The sequence below is a fragment of the Massilia sp. IC2-477 genome, assembly GCF_020707265.1.
Taxonomy (GTDB): domain Bacteria; phylum Pseudomonadota; class Gammaproteobacteria; order Burkholderiales; family Burkholderiaceae_D; genus Telluria.
Window position 1 is genome coordinate 92,042 of the sequence record NZ_JAJFEQ010000003.1, and the last position, 23,071, is coordinate 115,112.

General features: G+C 66.8%; 16 protein-coding genes and 3 tRNA genes. 8 read left to right on the top strand and 11 right to left on the bottom strand.

Annotated elements, in window-relative coordinates; genetic code table 11:
* The first annotated feature begins 91 nt into the window (after positions 1–91).
* Genes LK542_RS06615 through LK542_RS06625 form a run of 3 tightly spaced genes read left to right on the top strand, consistent with a single transcriptional unit; the run spans position 92 to position 4,521 of the window.
* Positions 92–2,014: a TonB-dependent siderophore receptor gene (locus LK542_RS06615; RefSeq protein WP_227811275.1), complete on the top strand. Its 1,923-nt coding sequence runs from the start codon at positions 92–94 to the stop codon at positions 2,012–2,014.
* A 39-nt stretch (positions 2,015–2,053) separates the two neighbouring features.
* Entirely contained in the window at positions 2,054–2,629 is a 576-nt protein-coding gene (locus LK542_RS06620; RefSeq protein WP_227811276.1) for a YfiR family protein, read from the top strand.
* Complete coding sequence (locus LK542_RS06625) at positions 2,626–4,521, top strand: ATP-binding protein (protein ID WP_227811277.1); 1,896 nt, start codon at positions 2,626–2,628, stop codon at positions 4,519–4,521. Before LK542_RS06620 ends, LK542_RS06625 begins: the two co-directional genes overlap by 4 nt.
* A gap of 216 nt (positions 4,522–4,737) precedes the next feature.
* Here the strand turns inward: LK542_RS06625 and LK542_RS06630 are convergent, their stop codons facing one another.
* The 3 genes from LK542_RS06630 to LK542_RS06640 all read right to left on the bottom strand — a co-directional run bounded on the left by LK542_RS06630 (position 4,738) and on the right by LK542_RS06640 (position 6,054).
* Positions 4,738–5,283 carry an FxDxF family PEP-CTERM protein gene (locus LK542_RS06630; RefSeq protein ID WP_227801021.1) on the bottom strand — a complete coding sequence of 182 codons (546 nt, stop codon included), beginning with the start codon at positions 5,281–5,283 and terminating at the stop codon, positions 4,738–4,740.
* 497 nt (positions 5,284–5,780) lie between these two features.
* Positions 5,781–5,857, bottom strand: a tRNA-Arg gene (locus LK542_RS06635).
* Positions 5,858–5,977: 120 nt separating this feature from the next.
* A tRNA-Arg gene (locus LK542_RS06640) sits at positions 5,978–6,054 on the bottom strand.
* A 167-nt stretch (positions 6,055–6,221) separates the two neighbouring features.
* Here LK542_RS06640 and LK542_RS06645 point away from each other — a divergent pair.
* Positions 6,222–6,482 carry a hypothetical protein gene (locus tag LK542_RS06645; protein ID WP_227811278.1) on the top strand — a complete coding sequence of 87 codons (261 nt, stop codon included), beginning with the start codon at positions 6,222–6,224 and terminating at the stop codon, positions 6,480–6,482.
* Between the two features lie 54 nt (positions 6,483–6,536).
* On the opposite strand, the gene LK542_RS06650 is transcribed toward LK542_RS06645, so the two are convergent.
* Positions 6,537–6,613 (bottom strand) — tRNA-Arg (locus LK542_RS06650).
* Positions 6,614–6,721: 108 nt separating this feature from the next.
* On the opposite strand from LK542_RS06650, the gene LK542_RS06655 reads away from it, so the two are divergent.
* Entirely contained in the window at positions 6,722–10,684 is a 3,963-nt protein-coding gene (locus tag LK542_RS06655; protein WP_227811279.1) for a sensor histidine kinase, read from the top strand.
* 3 nt (positions 10,685–10,687) lie between these two features.
* On the opposite strand, the gene LK542_RS06660 is transcribed toward LK542_RS06655, so the two are convergent.
* On the bottom strand, positions 10,688–11,635 hold the full coding sequence (locus LK542_RS06660; protein WP_227811280.1) for a D-2-hydroxyacid dehydrogenase: 948 nt from the start codon (positions 11,633–11,635) through the stop codon (positions 10,688–10,690).
* Between the two features lie 96 nt (positions 11,636–11,731).
* Entirely contained in the window at positions 11,732–12,061 is a 330-nt protein-coding gene (locus tag LK542_RS06665) for a hypothetical protein (protein WP_227811281.1), read from the bottom strand.
* 193 nt (positions 12,062–12,254) lie between these two features.
* Between LK542_RS06665 and ligD the strand changes: the two genes are divergently transcribed.
* On the top strand, positions 12,255–14,939 hold the full coding sequence (gene ligD / locus LK542_RS06670) for a DNA ligase D (RefSeq protein ID WP_227811282.1): 2,685 nt from the start codon (positions 12,255–12,257) through the stop codon (positions 14,937–14,939).
* A gap of 153 nt (positions 14,940–15,092) precedes the next feature.
* On the opposite strand, the gene LK542_RS06675 is transcribed toward ligD, so the two are convergent.
* Together LK542_RS06675 and LK542_RS06680 are read right to left on the bottom strand one after the other, a co-directional pair.
* On the bottom strand, positions 15,093–16,556 hold the full coding sequence (locus LK542_RS06675; protein ID WP_227811283.1) for a catalase: 1,464 nt from the start codon (positions 16,554–16,556) through the stop codon (positions 15,093–15,095).
* Between the two features lie 94 nt (positions 16,557–16,650).
* The gene (locus LK542_RS06680; protein ID WP_227811284.1) at positions 16,651–18,111 is read right to left on the bottom strand and encodes an App1 family protein; all 1,461 of its coding nucleotides are present in this window, start codon (positions 18,109–18,111) and stop codon (positions 16,651–16,653) included.
* A 191-nt stretch (positions 18,112–18,302) separates the two neighbouring features.
* On the opposite strand from LK542_RS06680, the gene LK542_RS06685 reads away from it, so the two are divergent.
* Entirely contained in the window at positions 18,303–18,875 is a 573-nt protein-coding gene (locus tag LK542_RS06685) for a hypothetical protein (RefSeq protein ID WP_227811285.1), read from the top strand.
* 192 nt (positions 18,876–19,067) lie between these two features.
* Here LK542_RS06685 and LK542_RS06690 read toward each other — a convergent pair whose 3' ends face one another.
* The 3 genes from LK542_RS06690 to LK542_RS06700 are packed head-to-tail and all read right to left on the bottom strand — an operon-like array spanning position 19,068 to position 21,375.
* Positions 19,068–19,304 (bottom strand): hypothetical protein, encoded by a 237-nt coding sequence (locus tag LK542_RS06690; RefSeq protein ID WP_227801029.1) that lies wholly within the window; start codon positions 19,302–19,304, stop codon positions 19,068–19,070.
* A gap of 3 nt (positions 19,305–19,307) precedes the next feature.
* A complete protein-coding gene (locus LK542_RS06695; RefSeq protein ID WP_227811286.1) occupies positions 19,308–20,375 on the bottom strand; it encodes a Ku protein in 1,068 nt (355 codons plus the stop codon).
* Between the two features lie 34 nt (positions 20,376–20,409).
* On the bottom strand, positions 20,410–21,375 hold the full coding sequence (locus LK542_RS06700; protein WP_227801031.1) for an SDR family oxidoreductase: 966 nt from the start codon (positions 21,373–21,375) through the stop codon (positions 20,410–20,412).
* Positions 21,376–21,560: 185 nt separating this feature from the next.
* On the opposite strand from LK542_RS06700, the gene LK542_RS06705 reads away from it, so the two are divergent.
* A complete protein-coding gene (locus LK542_RS06705; protein WP_227811287.1) occupies positions 21,561–23,030 on the top strand; it encodes a diguanylate cyclase in 1,470 nt (489 codons plus the stop codon).
* The last annotated feature ends 41 nt before the right edge of the window (positions 23,031–23,071 follow it).

Below are 23,071 nucleotides of genomic sequence, written 5' to 3' on the forward strand. Positions count from 1 at the left end.
TGTCAACCCGAGCGTGGCGTGCGTGCGACGCCGCGCTGACGGGAATCGTGCACCCTTGGTGCGTGACAGAAAATGTTCTACGATGGCAACTATGTTAAAACCTTCCCAGCTTGCCTGCGCCTGTGCGGCACTATTGTTACTGCACGCGGGCAGCGGGCATGCGGCTGCGCAGGCGGCCAGCGAGGGCGGCTCGGCCGAGCAGCTGGCGGACTATTCCCTCGAGCAACTGGCCGATATCGTGGTCACCTCGGTCTCGCGCCAGCAGGGCCGTCTGAGCCAGGCCCCGGCCTCCGTGTACGTCATCAGCGGCGCCGACATCGCCCGTTCCGGCGCCACCAGCATTCCCGAAGCGCTGCGCCTGGCGCCGAATCTGCAGGTGGCGCTGACGGGCGCCCAGGAGTATGCGATCAGCGCGCGCGGTTTTTCCTCGCCCCTGGCCAACAAGCTGCTGGTGCTGGTCGATGGCCGCAGCGTGTACTCGCCGCTGTTTTCGGGCGTGTTCTGGGAAGCGCTGGACGTGGTGCTGGCCGACGTCGAGCGGATCGAGGTCATCAGCGGCCCCGGCGGCACCATCTGGGGCACCAATGCCGTCAACGGCGTCATCAACATCATCACGCGCAGCGCCGCCGATACCCAGGGCGTGCTGGCCGAGGTGCATGCGGGGTCGCGCTATGCCGGCGCGACCCTGCGCCAGGGCAAGCGCCTGGCCAACGGCGCCTTCGTGCGCGCCTACGCCAAGCGCGACGAGACCGATGCCGCCCCCGGCGAAGCGGGCGAGGGCGGCGGCGTGGGCCGGCGCCAGGCCGGTTTCCGGCTCGACTGGGAAGGCGGCAGCCAGTCCCTGAGCGTGAGCGGCGACCTGCACGCCGGCGCCCTGCGTGCCTACCGCTTCGAGCCGCGTACCGAGTTCTCGGGCGCCAACCTGGTCGCCCGTCTCGATACCCGCCTGGCGGGCATCACCGAACTGCGCCTGCAGGCCTGGGTCGACCAGGGCCGGCGCGAACAGCCCGGCGTCGGGAAGCACGCGCTCGATACCTTCGACATCGAAGCCCAGTACGCCACCCGGCTGGACGAGCGCCACGCGCTGACCTGGGGCGGCGGCTACCGCCATGCGCGCGACCGCTTCGAGAACGGCCCGGTGCTGCAGTTCGCGCCGACCCGGCGCCGCCTGCGCTGGGGCAACCTGTTCGTCCAGGACGAGTTCGCCCTCACGCCGGCGCTGCGCGCGACCGCGGGGCTGCGCCTGGAGCACAATGACTACACCGGCATGGAGCTGTTGCCGAATCTGCGCCTGGCCTGGGACCATGCGCCCGGCGCCATGCTGTGGACGGCAGCCTCGCGCACGGTGCGTGCCCCGGCGCGCATCGACCGCGACCTGCGCCTGGTCGACCCGGCCTCCGGCGGCGCGCGCTACCTGGTGGCGGGCGGCCCCGATATGGGGTCGGAGACGGCCAGGGTGCTGGAACTGGGTTACCGCGCCCAGCCCACCGCGGCGCTGTCGTTTGCGGCAACCCTGTTCTACAGCCACTACGAGCGCCTGCGCACCCTGGAACCAAGGCCAGGGGGCGCGGTGTTCGCCAACCTCGGCCATGGCCGGGCGCGCGGGCTGGAACTGTGGGGCAACTGGCAGGCGATGCGCGGCTGGCGCCTGGCGGCCGGTGCGGTACTGCAGGACGTCGACACCGCCGTGCTGCCGCAGAGCGCCGACGTCTCTGCCATGCTCGGCCTGGCGAGCAATGACCCGCGCGGCTACTGGCAGCTGCGCAGCTCGCACGACCTGGCCCGCGGCGTGACAGCCGACCTGCTGCTGCGGCGCGTCGCGCGCCTGCCGCAGCCGGCGCTGCCGGGCTATCATGAACTCGATGCAAGGATCGCGTGGCAGGCACGCCCCGGCGTCGAACTGGCCCTCGCGGGCCGTAACCTGCTGCATGCGCGCCACCCCGAGTTCGGAGCGGCGGGCATGCGTCAACTGGCCGAACGCAGTGTGTTCGCCAGCGCTTCGCTGCGTTTCTGAAGGCCCATGACTAGTATGAAGACACTTCCTCCCGACCGAATGCGACGCCGCCTGGCCTGCCGGGCGCTCGCACTGCCGCTGCTGCTGGCGGCCGCGGGAACCTCGCCGCGCGCGTTCGCCGATCGGTATGCCGAAGCGGGCGCGCCCGCACTCGAGCGCCGGGTCAAGGCTGCATTCCTGTACAAATTCCTCGGCTATGCCGAATTCCCGCCCCAGGCCTTTGGCGACCCGGCCGGTCCCTTGATGCTGGCGGTGGTGGGCTCGGACGACATGGCCGCCGAACTGGCGCGCATCGCCGCCGGCCGCGTGATCGCCGGGCGCCCGATCGCCGTGCGCCGGCTGGGCGAGCACGAGCCGATTCCCCCGGTGCACCTGCTGTTCGTGGCCGGCAGCGACAACGAACGGGCCGCCCGCGTGCTGCGCGCCGCGCCTGCCGCCTACCTGACCGTGACCGAGTGCGAAGGCGGGCTGCGCTTCGGCAGCGTGATCAACTTCCGCATCATCGACGAGCGGGTGCGCTTCGACGTGTCGCTCGACGCCGCCGACAGGAAAAACCTGAAGCTCAGTTCGCGCCTGCTGACGGTCGCGAACCGGGTGCAGAAGGGAGGTGCATGATGGGCATGCACGATTCCGGCTCGGTCCGCAGCAAACTGATTCTGATGGCGGTGGCCACCACCATCGTGGCCCTGCTGTCGGCCGCCGTCGCCATGCTGGTGGTCGACGTGCGCACCTTCCAGCGCGTCTGGGTCGACGACCTGACCACCCAGGCCGACTTCGTCGCCGACGTCGCCGCCCCGGCGGTGTCCTTCAACGACACCGCCGCCGCCACGCGCAGCCTGTCGGTGCTGCGGGTGCGCCCGCAGATCGAGGCCGGCGCCATCTATACCAACAGCGGCCAGCGCTTCGCCACCTACGCCAGGGCCGGCGTCGAGGCCTCGCTCCCGGCGCGCCCGGAAGCGGCGGGCTACCGCATCGAGCAGGGCGCGCTGGTGGTGTTCCGCCCGATCGTCGAGAACGGCGAGCCGCTCGGCACCGTCTACCTGCGCTCGCGCTACGGCCTGTTCGACCGCGTCCTGAGTTACGGCGCGATCCTGGGCGGCGTGATGCTGGCCGCGCTGGTGATCGCCGCCCTGGTGGCCTCGCGCCTGCAGGCCTCGATCACGCGTCCGCTGGAAGCGGTGACCAACGTCGCGCGCCAGGTGATGCTGCGGCGCGACTTCACGCTGCGCGTGCCCGGCAACGAGAAGGGCGAGATCGGGGTGCTGGTGGAAGCCTTCAACGACATGCTGGCCGAGATCGGACGCCGCTCGGACGCGCTGCAGGCCGCCAACCGCACCCTCGAACACGAGATGACGGTGCGCGAGCGCGCCGAGCAGGCCCTGATCGTGGCCGATCGCCGGAAGGACGAATTCCTGGCCACCCTGGCGCACGAACTGCGCAACCCGCTGGCGCCGATCCGTACTGGCCTGGACATCCTGCGCATCCGCAGCGGCGACGCCCAGGCGACCCAGCGCGCCACCGACATCATGGAACGCCAGCTGCGCCAGATGGTGCGCCTGGTCGACGACCTGCTGGACGTTTCACGCATCAACACCGGCAAGTTCACCATCAAGATGGGTCGGGTGGAACTGAAAGCGGTGGTCAACGACGCGCTCGAAGTGGTGCGCTCCTATATAGAACTGCACGGCCACGAACTGGTGATCGACCTGCCGGACCGCCCGGTGTTCCTGCATGGCGACGCGACCCGCCTGGCCCAGGTGCTGTCGAACCTGCTGAACAACGCCGCCAAGTACACCAACCGCGGCGGACGCGTGTCGCTCACGGCCGGCGTCGAGGACCGCACCCTGGTGCTGGAAGTGGCCGACACCGGTATCGGCCTCGCGCCCGACATGCTCGACACCGTGTTCGAAATGTTCGTGCAGGTCGATTCGACGCTGGAGCGCAGCAACGCGGGCCTGGGTGTCGGCCTGTCGCTGGCGCGCAAGCTGGTCGAACTGCACGGCGGCACGATCGAAGCGAAATCCGAGGGCCTCGGCCACGGCAGCCGCTTCGTAGTGCGCCTGCCGATCGTGGTCGATCCGGAACCGATCGCCAAGCCCACGCCGGCCGCCTTCATCAGCTCCGAGACCTACCGCATCCTGCTGGCGGACGACAACGTCGACTTCGTCAACAGCATCGGCGCGCTGCTCACGGCCATGGGCCACAGCGTGGTGATCACGCACAACGGCCCGGACGCGCTGGCGGCAGCGGCGCGTTTCTGCCCGGACTATGCCTTCCTCGACATCGGCCTGCCGCACATGTCGGGCTACGACCTGGCGCGCGGGATCCGCAAGCTGGCCTGCGGGTCGATGACGGTGCTGATCGCCGTTACCGGCTGGGGCCAGGAAAAGGACCGCCAGCTGGCCCTCGAAGCCGGCTTCGACCACCACATGGTCAAGCCGGTGCGCTTCGAGCAGATCGAGGAAATCCTGGGTAACCGCAGCATCATCAAGAAGCTGCGTACCTGAATCGGAGCGAATGGAGTCCGCTAGTCGTAGGGTGGTCGGCTCGTCCGACCGCGCGTTCAGCCAGTGCAAGCGATGTGGCGGTGCGCTTGACAGTTGGACGCGCGGTCGGCAGTCCTTCAGTCCAGTGGACTGAAGGACGACCACCCTACGGATGCAGGCGAAAAAAAAGACGGGAGCGCTTGCGCGCTCCCGTCCTTTTGCTATGTCAGGCTGGTATTAAGCCTGCTTTTGCTTGCGGCGGCGTGCCAGGAAGCCCAGGACGCCGAGGCCGCCCAGCATCATGCCGTAGGTTTCCGGTTCCGGAACCGGAGCCAGCATCACGGCGCCACCGAACGAGGCGCCGGCATCCGACACCAGGTTACCGCTGACGCGCAGGTAATAGTCGCCGGCGGCCAGGTTGTCGCTCGAGATGCTCCAGACATCCATTTCGCCGCTTTGCAGCATGGTGCCGTTGGTGATCAGGGTGTCGTCCTCGCCATACAGGGCCAGACCAGTGATGTCCAGGCCCACGTCGGCGCTACGGCTGATCGACGAGATGATCGCATCGAGGTTCATGCCCACGTCACCATCGACAGTGAAGGTGAAGCGGTCCGCGAAGGTGTTACCTTCGTTATCAGCTTCGAAGGTGTCGCCGAAGAAGGCGCTGTTGTCGATCAGCTCGAGCTCCTGGGGGGAGTTGCCGACGACTTCCTGGGCCATCACGGCCGACGAACCAAACGAAGCGGAAGCCAACACAATTGCAGCAATCAGAGATTTTTTCATTTCTTTCCTCGCATAGAATCAGCCGCGTCCTGCAGCCTGGGTTTCAAGTATCGGGGAACTTCATGCTATCAAAGCGACAAAAAAAAGCACGTGGAAGTGTGATTGAACGGTCAATATGTGCACTGTATTCCACGAATCAACATATTTCTGATGGGCTATGCTATAGGCCGGGTTCTCATAGGAGAAGCCGGTTTAATCGCGTTGTAGCGTAGAAAATTTTGATCGGCTTGCTGAAAATGCGTCAGCGCAGTCCTACAAAAAGAGGAGGATGTTTCCGGCGCTGAGCCCGTGCGATTTCAGCTCCGTTTAAATAATGAAGCGTAGAAGTTGGTGTGTTTTAGGTGTTTTTGCTGAGTTAGCCCAGCGCTGGAACTCTGAGGAGTGCGCGCGCGCGCATGCCGGGCTGGAGAATATACCTACCCGGACAGGAAAACTGAGAGAAGAGAACTGAAAAAGAAAAATGGCCCAGAATCGCTTCTGAGCCATTTAAGAAAAGTTGGCGCGGCTGGCAGGAATCGAACCCACGACCCCTTGGTTCGTAGCCAAGTACTCTATCCAGCTGAGCTACAGCCGCCCGAGGCACGCATTATAGCAGCACCTCCCGAATTGGCAAACCCCCTTTGGCACACCGGCCGCTTGCATGGGTCGCCAACGAAAAAAGGGACCAGATGTTTCCATCTGGTCCCTCATATTCTGGCGCGGCTGGCAGGAATCGAACCCACGACCCCTTGGTTCGTAGCCAAGTACTCTATCCAGCTGAGCTACAGCCGCCCGATGCACGCATTATAGCAGGCGAATGGATATTGGCAAAGCCTCATCGTAAGCCTGCGACAATTCACGCATTATTGCGCCAGCCAGACTGCCAGGATGGCGGCGCCCGCATCCTTGCGGCTATTCTGCGTCCGTAAGGAATAAGTACCACCACGAAACGGGGAACCATGAACTGGCACGACTTGCCCATCGCATGCTTTGCAGTGTCGACGCTTATCTCGCTGTGGAGGCGGCACTGGACCGACGCGAGCTGGTGCCCATGCGTTGCCGCCTTCCTGGCCTTCGATAAGGTTCCGCCGGCTGCGATACCTTGGCGGCTGCATTATCTGTTGCTGGTGGCGGGGGCAGCGCTCGTCGTTTCCCAAGTGCTCAAGGAGTACCGCGAACACAGGAAGAGTCTGGCCGCCCGCCCCGAGACCGGCGCTTGACCGGCCCGCCAACGAAAAAAGGGACCAGATGTTTCCATCTGGTCCCTCATATTCTGGCGCGGCTGGCAGGAATCGAACCCACGACCCCTTGGTTCGTAGCCAAGTACTCTATCCAGCTGAGCTACAGCCGCCCGATGCACGCATTATAGCAGGGGCTTGTCATTTCTGGAAGAGTCATTTTTTTCCACAGGCAAACAAGCTCTGGTAGATTAGCCGGGTTGGATCGTTTTGGGACTCGTATGCTTGCCTTGAAACCGGCACCGCGCCTCGCCCTGGTCGCCCTCTTGCTCATCTGGATCTGGAGCGGTGTCGCCGTGGCCGCACCGCGCAGCCTGCGCTTCGAGCGACTGTCGATCGAGCAGGGGCTGTCGCAGCAGTCGGTCCTCACCATCCTGCAGGACCGGCGCGGCTTCATGTGGTTCGGCACCCAAGCCGGCCTGAACCGCTACGACGGCTACCGGGTGACCGTCTACCGCAACGACCCGGACAATCCCGACAGCATTCCCGACAATTATGTCGTCGCCTCGCACGAAGACCAGCAGGGCCGCCTGTGGTTCGGCACCAAGGGCGGGCTGACCCGCTTCGACCACGCCAGCGGCAAGTTCGTGCGCTACCTCGAGCCCGAGGCGCTTGGCGCGCCCGCATCCAGGCGGCGCACGCCCGCTCCCTATACCGGCAACCGCGCCGTGCTGGCGATCCAGCCCGCGCGCGGCGGGCTGTGGCTGGCCACCGGCGACGGCCTGCAATTCCTCGATACGGCGAGCGGCGCGCTGCGCAGCTACCGCCACGATCCCGCTGACCCTGCATCGCTGCGCGACAACCGGGTGAATGCGCTCGCGCTGGATGGCGGCGGCAACCTGTGGATCGGCACCGCGGGCGGCATCGACCGCCTGGCGCCCGGCGCCGATCGCTTCGAGCACTTCGACGTCGACAAGAGCGATTTGCAGCGCAATACCGTGCTGGCGCTGTCGATGGGCCCGCGCGACACCCTGTGGGTCGGCACCGCCTCCGGCCTGGAAGCCTGGCGCCTGGGCGACGGCACGCCCTTCGCCCAGCCCCAGCGCCGGCGCCTGGGCAGCCAGGAGGGCATCGGCGAGCAGCGCATCAACGCCTTGTACCACGACGGTGGCGGCACCCTATGGGTCGGCACCGACATGGACGGCATGAAATGGCTCGATCCCGCCACCGGACGCTTCCTCAGCTACCGCAACGACCCGGCCGATCCGCACACGCTGTCCGACAACCAGGTCAGCTCGATGCTGGTGGACCGCACCGGCACCCTGTGGGCCGGCACCCAGTATGGCGGGGTGAGTCGTACCGACCTGGCCAGCGGCGGCTTCACGCGCCATGGCGGCAATGAAGGAATGGGTCGCGCCAAGGTGCGCGCCGTGCTCGAGGATCCGGATGGCCGGATATGGATCGGCACCACTGGCGACGGCCTGATGCGGCTTGGCCGTCCGGGCGGGCGGGTCGAACGGATCGGCCGCGAGGGCGAGCCTGGGGACCTGGTCACTGCGCTTGCCTTTGCGCGCGGGCGGCTGTGGATCGGCACTCCGACCGGCCTGGTCTGGCGCGATGCCGACGGACGCTACGGCCAGCTGGCCTTGGGCGGCAGCCCCGGCGCCAACTACGTGCAGGGGCTGCACGCGGGCCGTAGCGGCACGCTGTGGATCGTCACGCGCGGCGGCCTGGCGGCGCTCGCGCCGGGCGAAGACAGGGTACGGACCTGGCGCCACGATGCCGGCGACCCGCACAGCCTCGGGGAGAACTACGGTTTCACGGCGCTCGAAGACCGGAAGGGCATCGTCTGGATCGGCACCGAAGCCGGACTGGAACGCTACGACCCGGCATCCGGGCGTTTCACCCACTTCCGCCATGACCCGGACAACCAGAACGGTTTGCGCCACAGCCGCGTCCACCATCTGATGGAATCGGCGCGCGGCGAGCTGTGGGTGGGAACGGCGGGCGGCCTGCACCGCATGCAGCAGACCAGGGAAGGCACGCGCTTTCGCTTCTATCCATTCAGCAGCGGCCCCAAGGCGCTGCCGATCGGTGCATCCCTGGAGGACGAACATGGCTATATCTGGGCCAGCACCACCAACGGTATCACCCGCGTCGACCCCGGCAGCGGCGCCACCAAGAGCTATACCGCCAAGGATGGCCTGGTGGACGGCTCCTATTTCGTCGGCGCCGCCTTGCGCGCCAGCGACGGCCAGTTCTACTTCGGCGGGATGACCGGACTGACCTCCTTCATGCCGGACGCGGTGCGCGACAATCCATACGCGCCGGAAGTCGTGATCACCGACTTCCTGGTGCTGAACCGTTCGCGCGCCACGCCCAACTTCCACGAGCAGTCGGCGATCACGCTGTCGCACCGCGATACGGTATTCGCGCTCGAATTCGCCGCGCTGCATTACGCCGACCCGGACGGCAACCGCTACGCCTACCGGCTGGAAGGCTTCGACCAGGGCTGGGTCGACACCGATGCGCGGCGCCGCTACGCCAGCTATACCAACCTCGATCCGGGCACCTATGTGTTCCGTGTACGCGCCAGCAACAAGGACGGTGTGTGGAGCACGCTGCCCGCCACCCTGGCGATCACCATCACGCCGCCGTTCTGGAAGACCTGGTGGTTCCGCACCCTGGCCGTCCTGGGGACGCTGGCCCTGTTCACGGCCGGCTACCGGCTGCGCATCCGCGCGCTGGTGGCGCAGAAGGAGCTGCTCGAGCGCGAGGTCGGCGCCCGCACGGTCGAGCTGCGCAATCAGAAGGAGTCGGCCGAGCGCCGCAAGCAGGAGGTCGAGCAGCAGAAGGAAGTGGTGGAGCAGGCGCACCGCAACATCGCGCTGCTGTCGGACATCGGGCGCACCCTGACCGCCAACCTCGACCTGGAAGCGATCATGCGCACGCTCTATGAGCACGTGCATGCGCTGATGGACGCGAGCCTGTTCGCGGTACTGTTGCGGCACCCCGAACGCGACACTCTGGAGTACGTCTATACGGTGATGGACGGCGAACGCCGTGACGCTTTCGAGCTGCCGGAAGACCCGGAGTGCCAGCTGGCCGCCTGGGCCATGGTGCGCGGGCGCGAGCTCCTGCTGGCCGACGTTTCACATGAGCTGCACGACTACCTGCCGCAGCTGCCGCCGGCCCGTGCGCTGGAACTGGCCCTGCCTGGCGCCTGGCGCGCCGGCCTGCAGCCGGGTTCCCTCCTGATGGTGCCGGTGATGGTGGGCGAGCGGGTGCTGGGCGCCCTGACGGTGCAGAGCCCGGCCACGCGCGCCTATGGCCAAGTCCACCTCGACATGCTGGAAACCCTGGCGGCCTACGTCGGCGTCGCGATCGACAATGCCAGCGCCTACCACCAGCTGAAGGAAACCCAGGCCCAGCTCGCGGCCCAGGAAAAGCTGGCCTCGCTCGGCTCGCTGGTGGCGGGGGTAGCGCACGAACTGAATACGCCGATCGGCAACAGCCTCTTGATGGCCAGCACGCTGCAGGAACGCACCAGCGACATCGCGGCGCGCTTCGACGGCGCGACCCTGCGCCGCTCCGATCTGGCCGACTACGTCGCCGAATCGCGCGAGGCGGCCGGCCTGATCATGCGCAGCCTGCACAATGCGGCGGAACTGGTCAACAGCTTCCGCCAGGTCTCGGTGGACCAGGCGAGCGCCCAGCGGCGCCGCTTCGACCTGGCCCAGGCCTGCCAGGAAATCGCCGCCACCCTGATGAACACGGTGCGCCTGGCCGGGCACCGCCTGGAGCTGGACGTGCCGCCGGGGATCGTGATGGACAGCTTCCCCGGCCCGTTGGGGCAGGTCGTCATCAACTTCGTCAACAACGCGCTGCTGCACGCCTTCAGCGGACCGGGCGGCGCCATGCTGCTGAGCGCCAGCCAGCCGGACGGGGCTAGCGTGCGCATCGAGTTCCGCGACGACGGGCGCGGCATCCCGCCGGCCGACCAGTCGCGTATCTTCGATCCCTTCTTCACCACCCGCATGGGGCAGGGTGGCACCGGCCTGGGCCTGAACATCAGCTGGAACATCGTGACCACGCTGCTGGGCGGCACGGTGCGGGTGGAGAGCAGCCCGGGGCAGGGCGCCGCCTTTATCCTGGAGCTGCCGCTGCGTGCGCCGGACCCGCAGGGCCAGCCGAGCGAGCCGAGCCAGCCGAGCCTGCCGGAAGGGGCGGCGCTCAGCCAGTAAACATCAGGCCAGCACGTTCTGCGGCCGGCCGGCGGCCCAGGCGTCGATGTTATCGACCAGCATGTCGGCCAGGGTCTGCATCGCGCCCGCGCTGGCCCAGGCCACGTGCGGCGTCAGGATGAAGTTCGGCAGGCGCAGGCGCAGCAGGGGATTGGCGGGATCGGGCGGCTCCTTGCTCAGGACGTCGAAGCCGGCGCCGCCGATGCTGTTTGCCTGCAGGGCCGCGGCCAGCGCCGCCTCGTCCACCAGCCCGCCGCGTGCGGTGTTGATGAGCAGGGCCGACGGTTTCATGCGCGCCAGCTCGCGCGCGCCGATCAGGTGCCGGGTCTGTTCGGTGAGCGGCAGGTGCAGGCTGACGACGTCCGACGTGGCCAGCAGCTCGTCCAGCGGCAGCTGCAGCACGCCGGGTTCTTCCAGCGGCGCGCGCGCGGTGGCGGCGATCTCCATGCCGAAGGCGCGCCCGAGCTGGGCCACCTTGCGCCCCAGGGCGCCGTAGCCGACGATGCCGAGCCGGCTGCCGGCCAGGTCGCCGATCGGGTGGTCCAGCAGGCAGAAGCGGCTCGAACGCTCCCACAGGCCGGCTTCCACGTCGGCGGCATAGGCGCGCAGGTTGCGGCGCAGCGCCAGGATCAGGGCGAAGCAGTGCTCCGGCACCGAGACCTGTGAATAGTTGCGGATATTGACGACCACGATGCCGCGCTCGCGGCAGGCGGCGAGGTCGACGTTGTCGCTGCCGGTGGCGGCGATCGCGACCATCTTCAGGTCGGGAAGCTGCGCAATCGCGCCGGCGCGCAGCGGCACCTTGTTGGTGACGGCGACCGTGGCGTCCCCCAGGCGCGCGACCACATCGGCTTCATCCGTGCCGGGATAGTCCTGCCACGCGTGGGCAAAGGCGGGAGCGCGGACCCTGGCCTGCAGGCTGTCGCGGTCGAGGAAGACGATTCGGTGCATGGCGCGCTCGCGGCGAGGTAAAACCGCATTGTAGCGCCAGGAATGACAAAGGACAGGGGTACCCTGTCCTTTGATATATGGGGGCTTGGCGGCGTTTTATTTGGTGCTGCTGGTGCTCATCTTGTCCGCCTTGGCTTCGGCCTGGTCCGCAGCCTTTTCGGCCTTGGCTTCCGCCTTGTCGGCCTTCGCCTCGGCTTTCTTCTCGGCGGCCTTGCGGTCGGCCTTGGCCTTGTCTTTCTGGGCACTTGCCTTGGCCTTGGCGACATCCTCCTTGGCTTCGGCCGTGGCCTTCTTCACCTTGGCGTCCGCCTGGGCTTTTTCCGCCTTCGCCTCGGCATCCACCTTGGCATCAACGGTGGCGGTCTGGGCGAACGCGGAGCTCGCGAACAGGCCGGCGATCAGGACAGCAACAATCTTGCGCATCATGGCTTTTCCTCATTCAGGTTGTCAGGAAAGATCGCGTGTTTCTGAGCGATGAACGGCAGGCCGCGATGGCCCGTTGACTGTATTTACATCCGCTTACATTTGCAGGCCGCCACGGTCATGGTTAGCTGGCGTACAGTCGGGCCGGGCAGTGCGGCGCAATACTGGAGGCACGCCGATAGCCAGGAGGTGCCACATGCCAGACGCGCTCAAACTGTACAAGGCCAAGCGCAATTTCGACATCACGTCCGAGCCCGCCGAAGGGGGCGTGGCCGGCACGGACGCGCTGACCTTCGTGATCCAGAAGCACTGGGCAACCCGCCTGCACTACGATTTTCGCCTGGAACTCGACGGCACCATGAAGAGTTGGGCCGTGCCCAAGGGGCCCAGCTACGACACCCATGACAAGCGCATGGCCGTGCACGTCGAGGACCACCCGATTTCCTATTCCGACTTCGAAGGCACGATCCCGCCAAAACAATATGGGGCGGGCAAAGTCATCATCTGGGACAAGGGCACCTGGGAACCGATCGGCGACCCGCACGAAGGCTACCGCAAGGGCAACCTGAAGTTCGAGATCCACGGCCACAAGATGCACGGGCGCTGGGTGCTGGTGCGCATGAAGGGCCGCGGCGACGACAGGCAGGAACCCTGGCTCCTGATCAAGGAGAACGACGAGTACGCCCGCCCGGCCGAGGAGTTCTCGGTGGTGGACGAAATGCCCGACAGTGTCAAGGAGCTGCCGATGCCGAAACGAGCCCGTGGAAAGGTGGCCGCCCTGAAGGCGGAGGCCCACTCGGAGGCGCAGTCGGAAGACGTGCGCAAACCCGCGCGCAAATCTGCTGCGAAGAGCGCCACAAAAGCCGTTAGCAAAACCACGGCCAGCAAAGCCGCCGCCAAGCCGGCTGCAAAAGCAAGCCGTGCCAGGAAGGCCAGCGTGCCTGGCCTGCCGGAAGGCGTGAAGAAGGCGGCCCTGCCGGAGAAATTCACGCCGGAGCTGGCCACGCTGGTGGACGCCCCGCCGCCCGACCCCGAGAACTGGGTGTTCGAGGTCAAGTTCGACGGCTACCGCATGCTGGCGCGGGTCGAGAACGGCCAAGTGCGCCTGATCACCCGCAACGACAACGACTGGACCGACAAGCTGCAGCCGCTGCAGAAGGAACTCGAGCGCATCGGGCTGCCGGACGGCTGGTACGACGGCGAGATCGTGGTGCACGACGAGAACGGCAAGCCGAACTTCGGCCTGCTCCAGCTGGCCTTCGACGGCGTGCGCACGGCCGACATCGTGTACTTCCTGTTCGATGCCCCGTACTGCAACGGCTACGACCTGCGCGACGTCCCGCTGGTCGAGCGCCGCGCGGCGCTGGAACAGGTCCTCAAGAAGGCGAAGTCGGACAAGGTGCGCTTCTCCGCCGAGTTCGGGACCAACCCGGATGAGCTGGTGCTGGCCGCCTGCAAGATCGGCCTCGAAGGCGTGATCGGCAAGCGCCGCGATTCGCGCTATGTGGAGCGCCGCTCCCCCGAATGGATCAAGCTCAAGTGCGGCCTGCGCCAGGAATTCGTGATCGGCGGCTTCACCGACCCGAAGGGTTCGCGCAAGGGCGTCGGCTCGCTGCTGCTCGGCACCTACGACCGCGAAGGCGTGCTGCGCTACGCCGGCAACGTCGGTTCCGGCTTCAACCACGCCTCACTCATGGACATCAGCGAGCGCCTGGAAGCGCTGCGCACCGACGAGAGCCCGTTCCCGCCGCGCGCCGTGCCGGGACGCCAGCATCACTGGGTCAAGCCGGTGCTGGTGGCCGAGGTCAGCTTCTCGGAGTGGACCAATACCGGCTCGGTACGCCATCCAGTGTTCCAGGGCCTGCGCAACGACAAGCCAGCCAAGGGCATCACGCGCGAAGAGCCGCGCCATATCGAGGACATCGACGCATTGAAGCCGCACTCGGTGCCGACCGACGAACCGGTGAGCCCGCCGCCTCCAGGCCTGCACCGCAAGCTGCCCGAGACCCTGCGCGTGACCAATCCGGACCGGGTGGTCGACCCGTCCACCGGCATCACCAAGCTCGATGTGATCCGCTACTACGCCCTGGTGGGCGAACTGATGATGGAACACCTCAAGCGGCGCCCCCTGACGCTGGTGCGGGCGCCCAGCGGGATCGGCGCCGAGCTGGTGTTCCAGAAGCACGCCGACGTCAAGAAGCTGCCCGGCGTGAAGCAGATGGACCCGGCTCTCGATCCAGACAACCCGCCGATGCTGGAAATCGCCGGGGTCGAGGGCATCCTGTCGGTAGCGCAGTGGAACGCGATCGAACTGCACACGCAGAATGCGGTGGCGAAGAGCTACGAGACGCCCGACCGCATCGTGTTCGACCTCGACCCGGGCGAAGGCGTCGAGTGGCACCAGATGCAGGAGGCCGCGCAGATCATGCACGCCTTCCTCGACGAACTGGGACTGCCCGCCTTCCTGAAGACCAGCGGTGGCAAGGGCCTGCACGTGGTGGTGCCGATCAAGCCGGAGTACGGCTGGGACACGGTCAAGGCCTTCTCCCAGGCCATCGTGCGCCACCTGGCGGCCACGCTGCCGGACCGCTTCGCCTTCAAGAGCGGCGCCAAGAACCGGGTCGGCAAGATCTTCATCGACTACCTGCGCAACGGCCGCGGCGCCACCACCGTCAGCGCCTGGTCGGCGCGCGCCCGGCCGGGCATGGGCATTTCGGTGCCGCTCGAGTGGGATGAGCTGATGAAGCTCAAGTCGAGCACGCAGTGGACGGTGACCAACGTGCACACGCGGCTGGACCGGGGGAACGACCCGTGGACGGGGTATGCCAAGGCGGCCAAGGGGGTAACCAAGGCCATGAGGATATTGGGGTTTGATGAGTAAGCTTCGGGCTACTCATGGAAAATTGGGTTCCGGCCTTCGCCGGAACGACGGTCTTTAGGTTGGCAGCTTCGACACGTGCTTCTCTGAGCTGACTGAAAAACCGTCGTCCCGGCGCAGGCCGGGACCCAAGTTCGTTCCGAAGCTACCTGCGCATCAATCGACGTTGCGGCCCAGCGCCTTCAGCGAAGCCCTGACGCCACGTCCATACGCCGCATCCGCCTTGTCGAACTGCCTCAACTGCCGCACCAGGATCTCCTCATCCACCTGGCTGAGCGGTCCCGCCAGGTTGTCGCACAGGTTCTGGCGCGCTGAGGCCGTCATCAGGCGGAACAGATTGCCGGCCTGGGTGTAGTCGTCTTCCATCCCACGGAAGTCATAGCGCCCGGCGTCGCCCGTGATCGGTAGCTCCGGTTCGCCGTGGCCCATGCCCAGGGCGCCGCGGCCGACGCTGTCGATGGTGGCGTAGTTGCGCGCCGCGCCGCCGTTGGCGATCGCCATCGCGCCGTCGCGCTGCTGGTTGTGGAAAGGGCAGCGCGGGGCGTTCACCGGCAGGTGCTGGTGGTTGGTGCCGACCCGGTACAGCTGGGCGTCGTGGTAGGCGAACAGGCGGCCCTGCAGCATCTTGTCCGGCGAGTAGCCCATGCCCGGCACCACGTTGGCCGGGGAGAAGGCGGCCTGCTCGACTTCGGCATGGTAGTTGTCCGGGTTGCGGTTCAGCTCCAGTACCCCTACCGGCAGCATCGGGAAGTCGCCGTGCGGCCACACCTTGGTCAGGTCGAACGGGTTCCAGCCGGTGCGCTGCTCCCAGTCCGCCAGTTGCTGCGCGCTGGCCACCTGCACCTTCACGTCCCACTGCGGATAGTCGCCCCGGCCGATCGACGCGAACAGGTCGCGCTGGGCGTAGTCCGGGTCGCTGCCGGCGATGCGCACCGCGTCGCTGGCGCTGAGGTTCCGGATGCCCTGGCGCGTCTTGAAGTGCCACTTCACGTAGACCCGTTCGCCGGCTTCGTTGATCAGGCTATAGGTATGGCTGCCGAAACCGTCCATGTGGCGGTAGCCGTCCGGGGTGCCGCGATCGGAGAACAGGATCGTCACCTGGTGCAGGCTTTCCGGCGCGCGGCTCCAGAAATCGAACATCATGTTGGCCGACTTCAGGTTGGTCTGCGGATCGCGCTTCTGGGTGTGGATGAAGTCTGGGAACTTGATCGGATCCTTCAGGAAGAACACCGGGGTGTTGTTGCCCACCAGGTCCCAGTTGCCTTCCTCGGTATAGAAGCGCAGGGCGAAGCCGCGCGGATCGCGTTCGGTGTCGGCGCTGCCTTTTTCACCGCCGACGGTGGAAAAGCGCAGGAACACCGGGGTCTGCTTGCCGACCTCGGCGAACAGTTTCGCCTTGGTGAAGGGACGTAGGTCGTGGGTGACGGTGAAGGTGCCGTAGGCGCCCGAGCCCTTGGCATGCACGACGCGTTCCGGAATGCGCTCGCGGTTGAAGTGCTGCAGTTTTTCGATCAGGTGGAAATCCTGCAGCAGCAGCGGGCCGCGTGGGCCGGCGCTGAGCGAATTCTGGTTGTCGGCGACCGGGATGCCGGATGCGGTGGTCAGGCGGGGCTGGGTCATGCGTGAATCTCCTGGTGTTGTCAATCGATAGGAGGATTCTATGGCCCAGCAGTATATTAATAAATTTGATTAATATGATCGCACTGATAGGTTTTCATAATGTGGTGCCTGGTGGGGACGCCAGCTCATCGTCGCGCTTGTCGGTTCGGATCGATGCCAACCGGTCCACCGCGATCAGGCCTTCGGCCGCCGCATGCGAAGCGGCGAACACGCTGTCCGGCGACAGCACCAGCTGGGTGCCGACGGCGCTGACCTCGTCGATCAGGCGGTCGAGGGCGTCGATGCGCGACGGGTCGGGATTGACGTTGCGGATATAGATCATCTTTACCGCACCCGGATGACGGCGCACGACTTCGGTGTAGATTTCGGGATCCTGTTCGCCGCTGTCGCCGATCAGGATGAACTGCATGCCAGGATAGAAATCGATGATGCGTTCGATCTGCTCGAGCTTGTGGTTGCCGTGCTCGGTCAGCTTGAGCACCTGGCGCACGCTCAGTTCGCGCAGCAGCAGGGGGCCGAGCGGGATGTCCTGCAGTTTCAGGAAGTCGACCAGCGGACCGTACAGGTGCCAGGGGCTGCTCGACACATAGAACAGCGGATTGTCCTCGTTGCCGCTCACGCCATCGCGCAGTGCGCGGTAAAAGCCGGCGACCCCCTTGAAAGGCTTGCGCGTGTGGTGGTTGGTGCGGGCCAGCATCAGCGCCATGTTCAGCTTGTTGGTGACATTGGTCCACAGGACGGTGTCGTCGATGTCGCTGATGATGCCGAAGCGGGCGCCGGCGGCAGGGACCTTGATGTCGGCCTGGGCGCGCAGCGCCGCGCCGTCGGGCTGGACGTTGTCCGGAAACTCGAGCTCGACGGTGTGCCAGCCGGGGGACAAGGGTGCGTCGGGAGCGAAATCGAAGGAAAAATAGCCGCCGGCGTCGGTGCGGGTCTCGAAGGTCTGCGCCTGGAGGCGGGCCAGCACGCGCGCATCGGCGACTTCGTCGGACTCGAGGCGGCGGTACAGCGCGACCAGGTTCTGCCAGCCGCTGTCGGTGCCGCTCTGTTCGCGGAAGGCCGCTTCGTCCAGCAGGCGGCCTTTCAGCCAGATCCGGTGCGTGTTGCCGAAACCGAGGTAGGGCACTGCCAGCAGGCGCCGTCCGTGCTCGGGCGCGCGCAGCCGGCGCAGCGCGTCCAGGGCCAGTACGCCGGCGCTGCGGGCCAGGCGCCGTCCCAGTGGCGTGGCGGGGTTCTGCGCCGGGCTGGCCGGCTGCAGCCGTTCGGCCGCCTTGGCCACCGGCGTCGCGCGCGGCGCGCCGCGCTCCACCCACACGCTGCCGCCGGCGCTACGCGTCAGCAGCAGGGCCTGCTGCACCTCCTGGGGCTTGAGCGGATCGACCGCTGTGGCCATCACGTGGACCGCCGTGCCCGTTTCGCGCAGGCGCGCGATCTCGCTTTCGGTGAGCAGGCCGGGGTTGAGGTAGAGCGCGGCCCTGGCCAGGTCGACCCGGGCGGCGACGTCATCGAAACCGGCACGTGTCAACACGAGGAAGGGCATGGCGCTGTCTGGCATGGTGATCTGGTCGGCAATGGAGACAGCCCAAGTATCCCTCACCCGGGCGGAATCGAACGCACGGTTTCGGCTTGGCGGGAGCGTAGGAAGCGCGGGGGGCAGGGCAGCGTGACAATCGCGGTGCGCGCAGCCGTGCATGCCGCATTCCTCTGGCAAGCTAGACTGACTTCTTTGCTACCCGCCTGCCTGCCATGAATATCGTCTGTATCGCCTGGGGTTCCCTGCTGTGGAAGCCCGCACCCCTGAAGCTGGCCTCCGGCTGGCACCCCGGCGGTCCGCGCCTGCCGATCGAATTCGTGCGCAAGAGCGACGACAGCGCCGAGGTGGCCCTGGTGCTGTGCGAGGGCGCGCGGCCCATGCCGACCTACTGGGCCTACCTGGCCACCGCAGACCTGACGGAAGCGCGCGCCATGCTGGGCGCGCGCGAAAAGATCACGCCCGCGCGGCCGGACTGGATCGGCAGCATTCCGTCACGCGAGGGAGCGCACGAGGATGCCCGCATCGCCGCCTGGCTGCGCCGCATGCGCATCGACGCCGCGGTGTGGACCGCGCTGCCGGCCAAGTTCGAGGGAGAGTCGGGACGGGTGCCGACGCCGGACGAGGTGGTGCGCACGCTCGACAGCCTGCCCGAGAAGGAGAGAGCCGAGGCGGAACGCTACCTGCGCCACACGCCGGCGCATATCGACACCCGCTACCGCCGCATCATCGCGCAACGCCTGGGATGGCACGCGCAGCGTGATGCGCACGTGACCAGCATGCGCTAAAAGCCCAGACGATCCCGGTACTGTAGGGTGGGCGGGGTGTTACAGGCCAGTGGCCTGTAACACGAACGCCCACGCGGTGATACGCGGCCATGCGTGCAGCAAGTGCATGCGAAACCACGAAGCAGCAGTGAGTCGAACGCGCGGTCGGCAGAGCCGACCACCCTACGAAATGCGGTTGCCGCTCAGGCAGTCCTACGCCGACTCGTTCTTGAAGATCCCGCGGATGTTGGTCACCATCAGCGCCGTCTGCAGCGCAATCAGGGCCCAGGCCTCGTCGTGGATGCCCCAGATGATCCACAGCACGTTGCTGAGGATGAAGGTGCAGAAGCCGAACACGCGCCTTTCGGCGCGCTTGGAACCGATCAGGTAGGCCGCGACGAGGGTGACCAGCATCGCCGGCCACTGGAGGAAATCGATGAATTCATCCATCCGTCACGCCGCCTTCCTGCGGCGCGCGGGAGCCGTCGATGGAGCGCCGGTGGACTTGGCGGCAGTCTTCTTCGCAGCCGGTTTCGCCCCAGCCTTGGTCGCCGTCTTGCGCTTGGGCGCGGCGCCGCTGGCGGCCACGCGGTCGGTGCCGTGTGCAGCCGTCTTGCGGGCGCGTGGCGGCGGCGCTTCTTCCTCGTCCTCGTCATCGCGGGACGGGCGGCGCTTCTTCGGCGGCGGGTCGTCGTCATCGTCGTCATCGTCCGCGGCTTTCGACGGCTTCTTGCCCAGGCTGGCCTGCAGCAGCGAGACCAGGTCGATGACCTTGCCGGTTTCGCGCTTGGCTTCGCCTGGTTCGGGCATAGTAATGGTCTTGGTCTGGTGCGCCTTGACCTTCTTCTCGATCAGGGCCAGCACGTCCTCGCGGTAGGTGTCGTGGTACTGCTCGGGATCCCAGTCCTCGGCCATGCCCTGCACCAGGGCCATCGCCATCTTGAGTTCCTTGTCCGTGATCTGGGCTTTCTTGTCGTCGGCCTCGGGGATCTTGAGGTCGCCCGCGTCGCGGATCTCGTCGGCATAGCGCAGCGTGTTCATGACGATGGTGTCGCCCACGCAGACCAGCGCCGCCAGGTGCTGCTTGACGCGGATGACCACGCGCGCGATGCCGATCTTGCCGGCCTTGCGCAGTGTCTCGCGCAGCAGCGCGTAGACCTTGTCGCCGCCCTTGCCGGGTGCGAGGTAGTAGGGCTGCTCGAAGTACAGCAGCGAGACGTCCTCGGCATCGACGAAGGCAAGGATGTCGATGGTCTGGGTGGCTTCGGGATTGGCGCGCCGCAGGTCTTCGTCGGACAGCACGACGTATTCGCCGCTGGTGTACTCGTAGCCCTTGACGATGTCGTCCCAGGAGACTTCCTTGCCGTTGCCCTTGTTGTAGCGCTTGAAGCCGACCGGCGAGAAGTCGCGCCGGTCGAGCATGGTCAGGTCGAGCCCCTTGTTGTCGACCGCCGGATACATATCGACGGGGATGTGCACCAGTCCAAAGCTGATCGCACCCTTCCACATGCTGCGCGGCATACGCGTTCTCCTTATTGTTGACCTGGTGTCGGCCTCACTCGCCGACGGTGCCGGTGATCGGCAGGATCACGCCGGTGATGTAGCCCGAGCACACCGGCGACGCGAGGAACACGTAGGCCGGCGACAGTTCTTCCGGCTGGGCCGGACGCTTGAAGGTGGTGCTGGCGCCGAATTCCTTGATCTGCTCGGGCGACTGGTCGGCCGGGTTCAGCGGGGTCCAGACCGGGCCCGGGGCCACGCAGTTGACGCGGATGCCCTGGTCGATCACGCTGGCCGCGAGCGACATGGTGAAGGCGTGGATCGCGCCCTTGGTGGCCGAGTAGTCGAGCAGTTTCTTCGAGCCTTTCAGGCCGGTCACCGAACCGGTGTTGATGATCGACGAGCCTTCCTTCAGGTAGGGCAGGGCGGCGCGCGCCATGTGGAAGTAGCCGTAGATGTTGGTGCGGAAGGTCTCGTCCAGGCGGTCCTCGGTGATGTCCAGCAGCGAGCTGGCGTGCTCCTGGAAGGCGGCGTTGTTCACCAGGATATCGAGGCGCCCGAATTCGGCCACCACCTTCTCGACCGCGTCCTTGCAGAACTCGGCGTCCTTGACGTCGCCCGCGATGGTCACGCAGCGCTGGCCTTCGGCCTCGATGCAGCGCTTGGTTTCGGCGGCGTCCTCGTGTTCGTTCAGGTACATCACGGCGACGTCGGCGCCTTCGCGCGCGTACAGCACCGCGACCGCGCGGCCGATGCCGGAATCGGCCCCGGTCACGATCGCCGTCATGCCGGCCAGCTTGCCGCTGCCCTTGTACTGCTCGGCCATGAACTTCGGTTTCTGCTCCATCTGGGCCTCGATGCCCGGCTTGGCGAGGTGCTGCTCGGGCATCGGCGGGGCCGGCTGCTGGATCCCGGTCTGCACCGGCTCCTCGTTCTCGGCCTTCTGCATGCTGCCGTCGCGCTGGTCCTGGCGGCTCTGGATCGCCTTCTGCTTGTTTGCCACGTCATCCTGGTTTGCCATTGCAATACTCCTGATAGGTGCTGCGTTCGATCGACCGGGAGAGTATTCAATGGCGCGCCCATGTGCGACAGTGCGCTTCCACACACTCGGAGACAAATCTTCGCTATCGGTTCAAGGTGCTTTATGGCAAACTTTCCATCGTTTTGGTCTGGAACCGCTTGTCAGGAATGAAAATGGAAGAAGGGATGTCCCCGCACCACGGCGCACCTGCGCCGGCCAGCTGCCTGTTCGTCAATCCGGCCGCGCCGCGCCGCGCCGGCTTCCAGCGCGACTGCGGCGCCCTGTTCGCGCAGCTGCGCGTGGCCGATGGCGCCGAAAGCGCGAGCGAGCTGCTGGCGCAGCAGCCGGCGGACCTTTTGGTGCTCGACCTCGAACGCTTCGAAATCGGCATCGACCTGGCAGCCCTCGGCCAGCTGGTTGCGCAGCGCGCCGGCGCGCCGGTGCTGGTGCTGTGCCCCTTCACCAATGCGCGCTGGCTGCCGGCGCTGATGGCCCACGGCCCGCTGGACTATGCGATCGGTCCCTTCGGCCCGGGCGAGCCCCAGCCCCAGGTCGCCGCGCGCCTGGCGCAGGGCTTTACGGGAGCGCCGGCGCCAGGCCCGGTCGAGGTGGAGCTGGCTTCGCTGCTGGCGGTGCGCAGCGAGGCCCAGCAGGCGCTGGCCGAAGCCGACGACAGCATCCGCTTCGGCGAACGCCTGTGCGTGGCCTTGCAGGGCTGGCCCGGCGTGCTGCACGCGGCGATGTTCCAGCTTCACGAGGGTGGCGACCTGCGCCTGGAAGCGCAGCACGGCGCGGCGGGCCTCGACCTGGCTGCGATCCTGGGGCGGGCCGAGCGCCTGCTGCAGTCGCCGCTGCGCCATGCCTTCCCCGGCCTGCTGGCCGCGGCCAGCGGCGAACCGGCGCTGCTGGATGCCCTCGACAAGGCGGGCGAGCCGGAGCTGGCGCAAGCCCTGCACGCGCGCGGCGTGCAAATGGTGCTGGGTGTCCCGATTCCAGCTTCCGGCCCCGGCGCGCCGCGCGGCTCCCTGTGCCTGCTGTTCGGGCATGCGCGCCCGTTCTCGCGCGCCGAGCTGGGCGCCTTTGCCGACCTGGCCCAGCTGGCCGCGTTTGGTTTGCGCATGGCCGAGATGATGCGCGAAAGCGAAGAGCTGCTGGGCCGCGTGACCCAGCTGGCAACGCTGGATGCGCTCACCGGCGTGGCCAACCGGCGCCACGGCGAATACCTGCTGGAGCAGGAAATCAAGCGCGCGCGCCGCTACCGCCTGCCGCTGGCACTGATCGCCTTCGACATCGACCGCTTCCGCAACATCAACGACGCCTACGGCCACCCGGTCGGCGACGTGGCGCTGCGCACCGTGGCCGACACGGTCCGTGCGCTGCTGCGTTCGAGCGACGCGCTGGTGCGCTCGGGCGGCGAGGAATTCCAGGTGATCGCCCCGCACACCAGCGCGATCGATGGCCTCAAGCTGGCCGAGAAGCTGCGCGCCGCCATCGAGCAGGCCGAGATCCCGGGTTGCGACCACCTGACCGTGAGCCTGGGCGTGGCTCAGCTGGGCGAGCTGGAAAACGGCGATTCGCTGGCAGTGCGGGTCAACGCGGCCCTGGCGCGCGCCAAGCGGGCAGGGCGCAATTGCGTCGAACTCGCGATGCAATAAGCTCGTATCGCTGTGGTAGGCTAGCGGCTTTTCTGTAAGCA

Bases quoted from the DNA above. Each gene is read 5' to 3' on its own strand.
- LK542_RS06615 (WP_227811275.1), top strand. From the start codon at position 92: ATGTTAAAACCTTCCCAGCTTGCCTGCGCCTGTGCGGCACTATTGTTA.
- LK542_RS06620 (WP_227811276.1), top strand. From the start codon at position 2,054: ATGCGACGCCGCCTGGCCTGCCGGGCGCTCGCACTGCCGCTGCTGCTG.
- LK542_RS06625 (WP_227811277.1), top strand. From the start codon at position 2,626: ATGATGGGCATGCACGATTCCGGCTCGGTCCGCAGCAAACTGATTCTG.
- LK542_RS06630 (WP_227801021.1), bottom strand. From the start codon at position 5,283: ATGAAAAAATCTCTGATTGCTGCAATTGTGTTGGCTTCCGCTTCGTTT.
- LK542_RS06645 (WP_227811278.1), top strand. From the start codon at position 6,222: ATGAACTGGCACGACTTGCCCATCGCATGCTTTGCAGTGTCGACGCTT.
- LK542_RS06655 (WP_227811279.1), top strand. From the start codon at position 6,722: ATGCTTGCCTTGAAACCGGCACCGCGCCTCGCCCTGGTCGCCCTCTTG.
- LK542_RS06660 (WP_227811280.1), bottom strand. From the start codon at position 11,635: ATGCACCGAATCGTCTTCCTCGACCGCGACAGCCTGCAGGCCAGGGTC.
- LK542_RS06665 (WP_227811281.1), bottom strand. From the start codon at position 12,061: ATGATGCGCAAGATTGTTGCTGTCCTGATCGCCGGCCTGTTCGCGAGC.
- ligD (WP_227811282.1), top strand. From the start codon at position 12,255: ATGCCAGACGCGCTCAAACTGTACAAGGCCAAGCGCAATTTCGACATC.
- LK542_RS06675 (WP_227811283.1), bottom strand. From the start codon at position 16,556: ATGACCCAGCCCCGCCTGACCACCGCATCCGGCATCCCGGTCGCCGAC.
- LK542_RS06680 (WP_227811284.1), bottom strand. From the start codon at position 18,111: ATGCCAGACAGCGCCATGCCCTTCCTCGTGTTGACACGTGCCGGTTTC.
- LK542_RS06685 (WP_227811285.1), top strand. From the start codon at position 18,303: ATGAATATCGTCTGTATCGCCTGGGGTTCCCTGCTGTGGAAGCCCGCA.
- LK542_RS06690 (WP_227801029.1), bottom strand. From the start codon at position 19,304: ATGGATGAATTCATCGATTTCCTCCAGTGGCCGGCGATGCTGGTCACC.
- LK542_RS06695 (WP_227811286.1), bottom strand. From the start codon at position 20,375: ATGCCGCGCAGCATGTGGAAGGGTGCGATCAGCTTTGGACTGGTGCAC.
- LK542_RS06700 (WP_227801031.1), bottom strand. From the start codon at position 21,375: ATGGCAAACCAGGATGACGTGGCAAACAAGCAGAAGGCGATCCAGAGC.
- LK542_RS06705 (WP_227811287.1), top strand. From the start codon at position 21,561: ATGTCCCCGCACCACGGCGCACCTGCGCCGGCCAGCTGCCTGTTCGTC.